The sequence below is a fragment of the Kitasatospora sp. NPDC050463 genome, from assembly GCF_040655255.1.
Taxonomy (GTDB): domain Bacteria; phylum Actinomycetota; class Actinomycetes; order Streptomycetales; family Streptomycetaceae; genus Kitasatospora.
The window spans coordinates 1-9560 of the sequence record NZ_JBFAJO010000144.1 but is presented as its reverse complement, the minus strand read 5'-3'; the positions used below and the strand labels follow the sequence as shown (position 1 = coordinate 9560).

Here is a 9560-nt window from a genome sequence, read left to right as displayed (position 1 = left end):
AACTGGAACGAGGACCCCACCCCGTTCACCTGGACCAAGACCGCCGATGAGATCCTCGACTCCCTCGCCCGCTTCTGCCGACGGATCTCCGGCGCGGGACACTAGCGGTTTCGACGCGCGAGGAAATGCTGAGCCGCGGAGCGGGGACGCCCCGGGCCTGCCCGGGGGAAGGCGGCTGGGCAGCCGGGCGGACGGTGGTGGACGTGTCGCGGCGGTCCGGGCTGACCGGCTGCGGGTCGGGGACACCGTGGGCGGCGGGGGCGATGGTTTCGACGTGCGCCGATTCAGCCGCGGCGGCCAGAGCCTGGACGGGTGCAGCGGCAGGCCCGGGGTCGGCGGGTGCAGCAGCGGCCGCGCGCTCGGCCCGGCCCCGGGCGGAGACCATCTCGTGGCGCAGCACGTGGGCCTTGCGCAGCAGGCGCTGCGTCGCCCCGGTGACGCTGGTCTCCAGCAGCTCCAGGGCGCGGTCACCGGCCGGGTCCTGGCCGCCCTGGCGGGCCTCCTCGAGGCGCTGGAGGTAGTGGGCGGCGCCGCGCTGCACGGCGGCCGCCAACTCCAGCAGCTCCCGCGCGCCGCCGTCCGGCGCGGCCGGGATATCGACGCGCGAGGAAATGAGGGCCTCCGCGACGGCGTCCTGCTGGTCCTGCGAGCGGCGCCGCCGGTACGCCTTCGAGGAGCAGGCCCGGCCGCAGTAGACCGGGCGCCGGCCGGGGCCGGAGGCGCGCAGCGGCTTGCCGCATTCGGGGCAGGCCGGCGGTTCGGGGTCCGCGTCGATTCGTCGCGCGTCGATTCCGTCGATTCTGGGATTTCCTCGCGCGTCGTTTCCATCGGCGGCCGGGATTCCTCGCGCGTCGAAACTCTGTTCCATGATCCGGATCGTAACCAGCCCCCAGGACAGGCCTCCGTCGCCGCCCACGGATCGGCCCTGCGCAGGTGCGCAGGAGCGCCTTGCGCACGCCGTTGCGCAGCGCACCGGCGCTTGCGCAGGGCGCCGGCTCGCTGCGAGGTCAGCTCCGGTCGTCCGGTACCGCGGAGGCGGCCAGGCCACCGGGGCCGAGGCGGCGCCGGCGGCCGGACGCCTCCTGCGGCGGTGCTTCGGCGGCGGTCGGCTGAAGGAACGGCGCCCGCTCGACCGCGAGGAGCCGGGCCCCGCCGGACGGCTGAGCGGGGAGATCGGTAGCGGGCTCGGAGAAGGGCTGCCACAACGGCCGCCGGGACTGATCATTCATGAATGACAGTCTGTCACCGGACGGGTCCGGGGCGGGCAACCGTCGGACCTACCCGTCGCGGGGGGCGTGACCTCAATGGCCCTGACGAGTTCACCGGTCATGAGAGACGTGACTGACGTGACTGTCCTGCCGGTGGCGACCGAACCCGCCGAGCACCAGGACCAGGAGAGCAGGAGCGGGAGCTCCGGCAGACGCCCGCCAGCGACGAACTCTCCGACGCCGAAGCCGCCGTCCGCATCGTCGCCGCTGTGCTCACCCGCGCCGGCCACGGCTGACCTGCCGCACACCAGCGCCCACTCGCCGGCGAAAAGGGGCCATGGCCGCGCGACGGGGAAGAACGTTGCACGGTGCCCGCGGCAGGCGGTCCGGCACTGCCGCCCGCCGCCCGCCGCGGTACACGGCCGCCCGCACGGCTGGGCACGACACGGGGACGGGCGGCCGCTGGATGAATGACTCCGACCGGCACACCGCGCAGGTGCACCAACCTCTGCTTTCCAGCGTACGACCGGCCCGGGCCGGCCGCGGGTACGCCGGTCAGGGCCGGTCGTCGTGGTGGCCGCAGAGCCAGGCCAGCCCCGTGTAGACGCCCAGCATCCGCTCCGTCTCCGCCACCCGCGCCGCTCCCCTCCGGTCCGCTTCCGTCCGAAGCGCCACCGCCGCGGCCTGGCACTCGGCGAGCAGCTGCGCCCGGCACGGCCCCAGCGGGCCGGCCGTGGCGGCGGCTGTCACCGGCGCGGCGGTCCACGTGCCGACCGCCCACCGGTACGCCTCCAGCAGTCCCTGCTCGTAGTCGCTGAACGGCCGACACCGAGCGTCAAGGACCTCCAGGGCGGTGAACACCTCCTCCGCCGACCGCACTCCCACCACCGCCGTGTTCTCCGTCGTCATGCCACCGACGCTAGGAGCGGCCACAGCCGCGTGCCCCTGCGCAGCCGCCGTCCGGACGACGCATGTCCGCCGCCGCCCGCGCGGGTGTGCGATCTACGATGTGCCCGTGTCCGACACCGATTTCCCCGCCGACCTGCTCGAACTCCAACAGCGCTGGTACGCCGCCGAGGCCGAGTGGTCTGCCGACCCGACCGAGGACCCGGCTCGCGTTCACCACGATCGGCGCCGAGCTGTACGCCCACGAGCACTGGGCGAAGGTGGGCAACCGGCACGAAGCGAGCATGAAGCTCAAGCAGGCCGGCCGCCCGGACCCCGCGCAGGAACCAGCGGCCTGACCGCCGGTCGGCCTCCTGCGCATGCGCCTGCTCCCAGGCCGGACGACGGGGAAGGGATCGGGCGAGCACGTTGGGAGGCATCGGTGGCAGATGGCGTCGGGACTGAAGAGCCGGACGAGGCGCACCGCCGCCCGCCCGGGGTGGACGACGCGACGGTCGAGGCGCTGGGGATGCTGACGAAGGCGCTGGAGTACACCGAGCGGGCCCGCGGACACCTGTACGCGGTGCACCACATGACCGGCGGCGCCGACCGGATGCTCGCCGAGGCCGTACAGATGCTGCGCCAGGCCGGCCACGAGGAGCAGGCCGACCTGGTCGAGCGGGAGCTCCTCGGCCGGGACGTCGTCCCGGGCATGTGGACCTACCAGCTGATCGAGGCGTACGACGAGACCTACTACCGGGTGTTCACCGCTGTTGAGGACCAGGTCCGCCAAGACCTCGCCGCCGGCCGCCGGCACCTGGCCGAGGCCGAGATGCAGCACGCCGCCCGCGCCCGCCGCCGCAGACACACCGCCCCGTAGACCGGTGGCTCACCGGGCCGGGAGCGAGGCGCAGGCAGCCGGGCCCAGGGGACGAGGGGGGCGTTCTGCGGGGCCCGGCCGGCGGGAGGCCAGCTGCGCCGGGGTCACTGCGCGGCTGCTCTGCTCGGCGGCCCGGTGGAGGCTGCGGGGGCCGCCGTGGCGGGAATGCTAGACCCGCTCCGCCGATGGTGGCCAGGGCTTTGACCTGCAATCTTTCGGCCGCGAACATGATCTGTGGTGGCGGTGCGGGCATCGGAGGCCGATGCCCACACCGCTGATGTTCAGCAGTCGTCTCGCCACGCCCGGACGGCTTCGTGCAGGCGCTCGGCGTCCTTCCAGCGGGCCGGGTGGGGCATCCGTCCGCGGGTTTCGTCGTTCATCACGTACTCGAGGGCGCGGGCGAGGCCGGCCGGGTCGGACGCGACGGGGATGTCCAGCTCCATCGGCGGGTAGCGGTCGGGGTCGCATTCGCGGTCGAAGACATATGACCAGCCGGCGGTGCTGTCCCAGTTCACGGTGAGCAGGCAGTCGGCGTCGGAGGCGTCGGGGTCGCCGAATGGGTTGTGGTTGCCCGCGCCCCAGGCCAGGACGGCTTGCAGCGCGGGAGCGCCGGCGGGGCCCTGCTCCTCCAGCCACCAGCCGTTGGGGCCGCGGCCGATGGCCTCCAGTTCGGTGACGACCTGGGCGATGTAGTCGCGGTGCGGCAGGTGGCTGCCGCGCTCCTCCAGGATTGATTTCTTCGGGGTGGATGGGCACCACGTTTTCGGCGGGATCGGGGGCCACTGGATTTTCGGTGAGCTTGGGCGCCACCTGGTGTGATGGTGTGTGACATGCCGCTTTCGGAGTAATCCTGGTACGTAGGCCGTTCGGCCCGTCACGCTGTGCTTGTTGATCACGGTCCGGGTTAGGGAGACCGCTGGTGCACAGGTCGCGTGAGGTGTTGTTCGAGAGGATCCGTCGGGCTCATCGTGAGCAGGGGCTGTCGGGTCGGGGGCTGGCGGCGCGGTTCACTCGGTCGGTCGGCCTCAACCGCGTGCGTGGCCGGGGCCGCCTTTCACGCGCGGTCTATGCCATGGTCCTCACCGCCGCGTCCGCGCTGGCCTGGGTCGTGACGGGTCCGTCCGAGGCCGCCCGGGCCGCGACCGCGTGCACGGCGGCCCTGTGCGTCCTCAACGCGAGCGCCGTGGATGCCCTGTATGTCCATCCCGGCAGCATTCACGTCACCGGCGACATCCTGGTCAACTCGACGAACAGTCAGGCCGCGCTCGTCAGCGGCGCCACCTCGGTCACCGCGACCGGGGGCACCATTGGCGGCCCGGCGGCGCCGGCCGGCTTCGCCACCGCGAGCGGCGGCTCGTACAGTCCGGCCCCGACCAACCAGAGCGCCGGCACCGACCCCTATGCCGCCCTGGCCCAGTGCCCCGCCGCAGCGGCCTGTCCTTCGACACCGACCCCGCCGTATCCCTCGGTCAACCACGTCACGGGGAACCAGACGATCAGTGCCGGGGTCTACACCAGCATCTCGAATCTGGGCGGCACGCTCACCCTCAATCCCGGCACGTACGTCATCACCGGCACCAGCGGCATGACGATCTCCGGCGGGAAGCTGAACGGCACCGGCGTGACGATCTACCTCGCCTGCCCCTCCTACCCGACCGCGTGTGCGGCGGGCACCAGCGGCGCGGCCTTCACCGACCAGAGCGGAGGCAAGACCAGCCTCAGCGCGCCGACCACCGGGGCGTTCGCCGGTTTCTCGTTCATCGCCGACCGCAACAACACCGCGGGAGTCACGGTGACGGGAAGCGGCACATGGATCACCGGCGGCGGCACGATCTACACCGCCTCAGGGAAGCTGTCAGCCACCTCCGGAGGCAAGGCCAGCTTCACCCGCGCGATCGTGAACACCGTCGAAACCAGCGGCAGCAACAGCTCCCAGATCAGCGTCATCCCGACCACGGGCACGCTGTCGATCAGCGTGCCGACGGGCACCGCGGCCCTGGGCAGCGCGCCGCCCGGCGGCACCCTCAGCGCGGTCCTCGGGTCGGTGAGCGTCTCGGACGGGCGCGGACTGGCCACCAGCACCTGGACGGCGACGGTGTCCGCCACGAACTTCACCACCGGCGGCGCCACATCCGCCGAGACGATCACCACCGCGAACGTCTCCTACTGGTCCGGACCCGCGACCAGCGCGAACGGCACCGTGACAGTCTCACCGGGCCAGAGCGACGCCTCGACCAAACAGGCGCTCAACAGCCCGAGATCGGCCTTCACCTCCACCGGCAGCGGGAACAGCTCCACGGGATGGACCCCCACGCTGGTGGTCACGGTCCCCGCCGCCGCGGTTCACGGCACCTACACGGGCACCGTGACCCACTCCGCCGCCTGAGGCCGCCATCCCCCTGCCGATGAACGCACCGGCCCGTCGAGTCGGACATGTCCTGCAGTGCACGCGGATCGTGCTGACGGGGGCAAAAGAGGCCTCGACACCGCCTCGACACCGCGTCTTGTCAGGGAGGCGGTCCCGAGGCCCACAGGCACAACATAGCGATGGCCCGTCGGCAACGCCCCCCGGGGCACTCCGCCCCGACCCACCAGGTCACCCGATGAGGTGGCTCCCGATCTCACCGGAAAACCTGCGTCAGTGTCGAGTACAGCAACGCCACGAACGGCCTAACCCCGGTGTCAACTTCCGCCGAAGACGTGGCGCCCACATGACCCGACTAAATCATCCAGGATCTTCGGCATGCTGGTCTTCCCCTCCGTCGTGGTGGTCGCGGAGCCGGTTTTGGCCCCGCTGGTGGATCGTCGGGCGGCTCGCCTGTGGACAGAGTCCGGCCGGTCGCGCGGGCGGTCCGCCCGGGTCAACGAGCGGCCCTCGCCCCGGGCACCGGCCGGGCCGACAGGGCTGCCCCTTCTCTATTTCGCCGGTGAATTCACATTCGGGGTGGTGAAAATAGAAAGTCCCGGCCGCGCTTGGCGGCCGGGACGGTATTTTCTGGCGACGCGAGGTCGCTGTGAGGGGGGTGTCAGAGCTCGACGTCCATCCATGCGATGTCGTTCAGCTCGACGTCGAGGCCGCGGGCGCGGTGTCCGGTGTCCTTGAAGTAGTGCTCGCGCAGGCCCTCGGCGAGGATCCGTTCCTGCTCGGCCTGGCTGGCTCCGGCGTCGCGGGCCTCGTACAGCCGCTGGGCGACCGAGCCGGGCATCTTCTGGGTGATCGTGCGCTGGCGCGGGTCGTCGGTGGAGCCGCCGGCCGCGCTGTAGCCGAAGGTCGCCTGGATGTGGAGCATGAAGCCGCTGGTCTCGGCGTCGCGGCGCACCCGCTGCTTCACCCGCGGCTGCCAGCCGGCGCGGACCTTGGTCTCGATGGCCTTCGCGGCGGCCGGCTTGGGGGTGCCCTGCCCCTTGAGCCAGCGCTGGACGGTGCGCTGGCTCACCCCGAGGTCCTGGGCGAGCTTCTTCGTGGAGCCCTTGGCGCCCTTGAGCAGGAACCGCATCCGGGCGGGGACGGACTGCGGGATCGGCTTGGTGCGCTCGGCCCGCTCCAGGCCCTCGTCGATCTCCCGGCTCACACTGGTCTCCTTTCCGGCCGCCGAGGTCGGCGGTCGCTGCTGGTGGTGGTCAGGGGTGGGCGGCCCGCCGGACGGGTGCCGGCGGGCCGAGCGGAACTACTCGTCGGCGGAGACGATGCCGCCGGTCTTGATGTGCCGGGCCGGGTTCGTGTCGTCGGCGAGCAGCTCGGCGATCTCGGCCATCGGCCGGGAGCCCTCGAACTTCACCATCCCGGGCGACACCCCCAGGCGCAGCGATGTGGTGAGGGTGCCGTCGGGCTTGGTGAGGATGTCGAGGGCGCCGGGGCCGGGTGAGGCGAAGACGGCGCAGTCGGAGAGCACCGCGAAGCAGTGGAGGCCGGTATGGGCGGCCATCTTGCGGAGTTTGCGGTGGAGGTTGACGGTGGCGGTGTCGATGACCAGGGCGCGCATCAGCGGGTCCCAGGTCGGCCGGTCCAGGGCGGCCCAGCGCTCGCCGGGCTTGTAGCCGTGGCCGCGGGGGCGTTCGCGCATCTTGCCGATGGTGCCCTTCGCGGTCTGCTTGATCGCGGTGAGCACCGCCAGCTCGGCCGGGTCGCCCTGCTTGAGGGTGGCCATGGCGTCCAGGAACGCCACCGGGTCGCGGTCGGCGAGGGTGAGCGGGACACCGAGCGCGGCCATGGTGTCGACGTAGGCCTGGCGCAGGCGCTTGTGCCACGGGTCGAGGTACGGGCCGAACTCGTGCCGCAGCCAGCCCTCCAACGGCTGCGGGCGGGCGCCGAGCTCGATGGCGTAGGCGACCTTCGCCGTCGAGTACCAGGCCGGGCCCGTCGGCCGGGAGCCGTCCGCGGTGAACGGGCTGGGGAGCAGCGGGTTCGTGTCGACGCCAGACAGGTCCACCAGCCACGACCCGGGGGTCTTCGGGTCGAAGACCGGGTTCAGCTCGTGCACCGGGCCGGACAGCGGCAGCACCAGCCTGCCCGCGGCTGCGAGGAACGCCATGTTCACATCGAGGCCGACCGCGAACGGCACCGCCTGCTCGGCGTCGGTGAGCTCGCGGAACCAGTCCCACGCCTCCGTCACCAGCTCGCCGCCTGGCTCCCGGTCCTGGGCGAGGGGGTGGATGTCGGGGACCTCCGGCGGCGCCGGATCGAAGCCGTCCCTCGGGCGGGAGCCCTCCACCGGACCGGACGTCCAGCCGGCCTCGGTGCGCACCGCCCGGGTCGACGGGCGAAGCGCGGTGACGAGTTCCAGGCCGGAGACGGCGGTGGAGCCGCGGGGGGTGAGGACGCGGGTGGCGTAGGTGCCGAGGAGGCGGGCGAGGTCCGGGGCGGTGAGGCCGTCGGGGATCTGCCAGCCGCCGGAGGCGAGCGCGCCCCAGCCGGGGATGCACAGCTGGACGCACTGGCGCTTGCCGTCCTCCGGGGTGCGGTAGATCCGCGCCCACGGGCCAAGTCCTCGCTGGGTGAGAAGCCAGCCGGCCTTCTCGATCGCCTTCACGGCCTTGTGAGTCTTCGGCAGCTGGCCGAGCCGCTGGACGTACTCGGTCTTCTCGTCCCGGCCCATCGGCGGCAGGCCGAGCTCCGCGAGCGCTGCGGCGGTGAGGACGACCAGGGCGTCGCCGTCCTTGCCGTGCCGGTGCAACCGCGGCGAGCCGAGCTTCACCTCCAGTGCCCACTCCACGACGTCGGCGAGCGTACGCCCGGCCGGGGCGGTCGAAGCCTGTGTGCCGTCGGCGAGGTAGGCCACCAGGGCCCGGCCGGACGGCGCGATGTCCAGCACCGCGAGCGGCCCGGCCGGGAAGCGGGCCGCCGCGGCGGCCTCCCAGTCGGACGGCCCCTCGGCCTTGGCCGCCGTCTTCGCCGGGGCCTTGCGCGCCCGGGAGGACGGGGCCGGCCGCGACGGCGTCGCACGACGCACGGGTGCAGCCGCCGTGGCGGCGACCGGCGCCGCCACGGCGGCCGGGGCTTGCTCGGCTGCAGTCGGTTGCGGGGCCGGCTCCGAGGTAGCGGCGGCGGTGCACCAGCCGCCCATGTGCACCGGACGCCCGCCCGAGCGGTACGGCGTTGGCCGCCCGCACCGCACGCACGGCTGCGGCTGCCCGGCGACCAGGTTCTCGGCCGCGTCGCGGTCGAGCTCCACCGCCTGGTCCGCCTGGTCGCCGCCGAACGCCGCCGGCACGGGAACAGGAGCGGGCGCGGGCGGCGCCACACCGGCCGGGGCGGCCGTCGACGGATCGGCCGCCGGGACCGGGGCCTGGACGGTGGCGGGTGTGAGGCCGGCGGCCTGCGCGCGGCGCAGCCACTCGGTCGGCTCGACGGTGCCGTGGCGCAGTGCCAGCGTCGCGAGGAACCGGATGTACACCTCGCGCTTGGGCGGCCGCGGGTCGGTCGACCCGGCCTCCCAGCGCACGATCGTCTCCCGCCGGGTCTTCAGCGCCTTCGCCAGGTCCTCCTGCGTGTACTCGGCCGCCTTGCGCAGCCGCTCCCGCTCTGCGGGCACCGGCAGGTCGTCAGCCGGCTTCGGCCGCTCCAGCAGCGCGTCGATCGCCGCGAACAGGTCGTCGCTCATGAACACCTCCCCTTTCGCCAACCAACCTAGCGCGAAAGTCACTTATGGATGTAACTTTTCCTATCACTTTCGCTCGTTTGGGTGTGACGGAGCACCGTGGTTTGCGAGTGGAGCACGTTGGTTTGCGACTCTGGGTCACACGAAGAGCCCGGTTGTGATTGGTCGAGGTAGTTGTCACTTGGTCGCGGCAACTGTCACCTCCGGCTAGGCTCCTGCCCCGTGTCTGAGCCAGTCCGTGATCCTCGCTTGCGGTCCTTGATCAACCAGATCCAGCTGGGCCCCGTGAGAGCGGTGAAGGTCGTCGGGTTCGACGGGACGGATGCCCTGGTGCAGCTCGTAGACATCGAAGGAGAGGAAGCCGAGATTGGTCGAATCCCTCTGCATGAGGCATGGGCCTTCGCCCTGATGGGTGGACACGCTGATACTGGATCTGCTTGATCCGGAGGAAGCGAGAACACCGCCGATGGCGATGAAGGACTACTCGGA

8 protein-coding genes are annotated in these 9560 nt (G+C 72.3%); 2 read left to right on the top strand and 6 right to left on the bottom strand.

Annotation, left to right across the window (positions count from 1 at the left end):
- Window positions 1-25: 25 nt before the first annotated feature.
- From AB0J08_RS40005 to AB0J08_RS39995, 3 genes are all read right to left on the bottom strand, one after another.
- Window positions 26-868: a hypothetical protein gene (locus AB0J08_RS40005; RefSeq protein ID WP_360644604.1), complete on the bottom strand. Its 843-nt coding sequence runs from the start codon at window positions 866-868 to the stop codon at window positions 26-28.
- Window positions 869-1007: 139 nt separating this feature from the next.
- Entirely contained in the window at window positions 1008-1229 is a 222-nt protein-coding gene (locus tag AB0J08_RS40000) for a hypothetical protein (protein WP_360644601.1), read from the bottom strand.
- Window positions 1230-1763: 534 nt separating this feature from the next.
- Window positions 1764-2117, bottom strand: a complete 354-nt coding sequence (locus AB0J08_RS39995; RefSeq protein WP_360644598.1) for a hypothetical protein — start codon at window positions 2115-2117, stop codon at window positions 1764-1766.
- 418 nt (window positions 2118-2535) lie between these two features.
- On the opposite strand from AB0J08_RS39995, the gene AB0J08_RS39990 reads away from it, so the two are divergent.
- Entirely contained in the window at window positions 2536-2973 is a 438-nt protein-coding gene (locus tag AB0J08_RS39990) for a hypothetical protein (RefSeq protein ID WP_360644595.1), read from the top strand.
- Window positions 2974-3254: 281 nt separating this feature from the next.
- Here AB0J08_RS39990 and AB0J08_RS39985 read toward each other — a convergent pair whose 3' ends face one another.
- Entirely contained in the window at window positions 3255-3851 is a 597-nt protein-coding gene (locus AB0J08_RS39985; RefSeq protein WP_360644592.1) for a hypothetical protein, read from the bottom strand.
- Between the two features lie 194 nt (window positions 3852-4045).
- Here AB0J08_RS39985 and AB0J08_RS39980 point away from each other — a divergent pair, with 194 nt between their 5' ends.
- On the top strand, window positions 4046-5359 hold the full coding sequence (locus AB0J08_RS39980; protein WP_360644589.1) for a hypothetical protein: 1314 nt from the start codon (window positions 4046-4048) through the stop codon (window positions 5357-5359).
- Between the two features lie 640 nt (window positions 5360-5999).
- Here AB0J08_RS39980 and AB0J08_RS39975 read toward each other — a convergent pair.
- Together AB0J08_RS39975 and AB0J08_RS39970 are read right to left on the bottom strand one after the other, a co-directional pair.
- Window positions 6000-6545 (bottom strand): helix-turn-helix transcriptional regulator, encoded by a 546-nt coding sequence (locus tag AB0J08_RS39975; protein ID WP_360644586.1) that lies wholly within the window; start codon window positions 6543-6545, stop codon window positions 6000-6002.
- A gap of 96 nt (window positions 6546-6641) precedes the next feature.
- The gene (locus AB0J08_RS39970; protein WP_360644583.1) at window positions 6642-9074 is read right to left on the bottom strand and encodes a helix-turn-helix transcriptional regulator; all 2433 of its coding nucleotides are present in this window, start codon (window positions 9072-9074) and stop codon (window positions 6642-6644) included.
- Between the last annotated feature and the right edge of the window lie 486 nt (window positions 9075-9560).

What these genes read in the sequence shown, in the direction of transcription:
- AB0J08_RS40005 (WP_360644604.1), bottom strand. Translation starts at nt 868, where the DNA reads ATGGAACAGAGTTTCGACGCGCGAGGAATCCCGGCCGCCGATGGAAAC.
- AB0J08_RS40000 (WP_360644601.1), bottom strand. Translation starts at nt 1,229, where the DNA reads ATGAATGATCAGTCCCGGCGGCCGTTGTGGCAGCCCTTCTCCGAGCCC.
- AB0J08_RS39970 (WP_360644583.1), bottom strand. Translation starts at nt 9,074, where the DNA reads ATGAGCGACGACCTGTTCGCGGCGATCGACGCGCTGCTGGAGCGGCCG.
- AB0J08_RS39995 (WP_360644598.1), bottom strand. Translation starts at nt 2,117, where the DNA reads ATGACGACGGAGAACACGGCGGTGGTGGGAGTGCGGTCGGCGGAGGAG.
- AB0J08_RS39980 (WP_360644589.1), top strand. Translation starts at nt 4,046, where the DNA reads ATGGTCCTCACCGCCGCGTCCGCGCTGGCCTGGGTCGTGACGGGTCCG.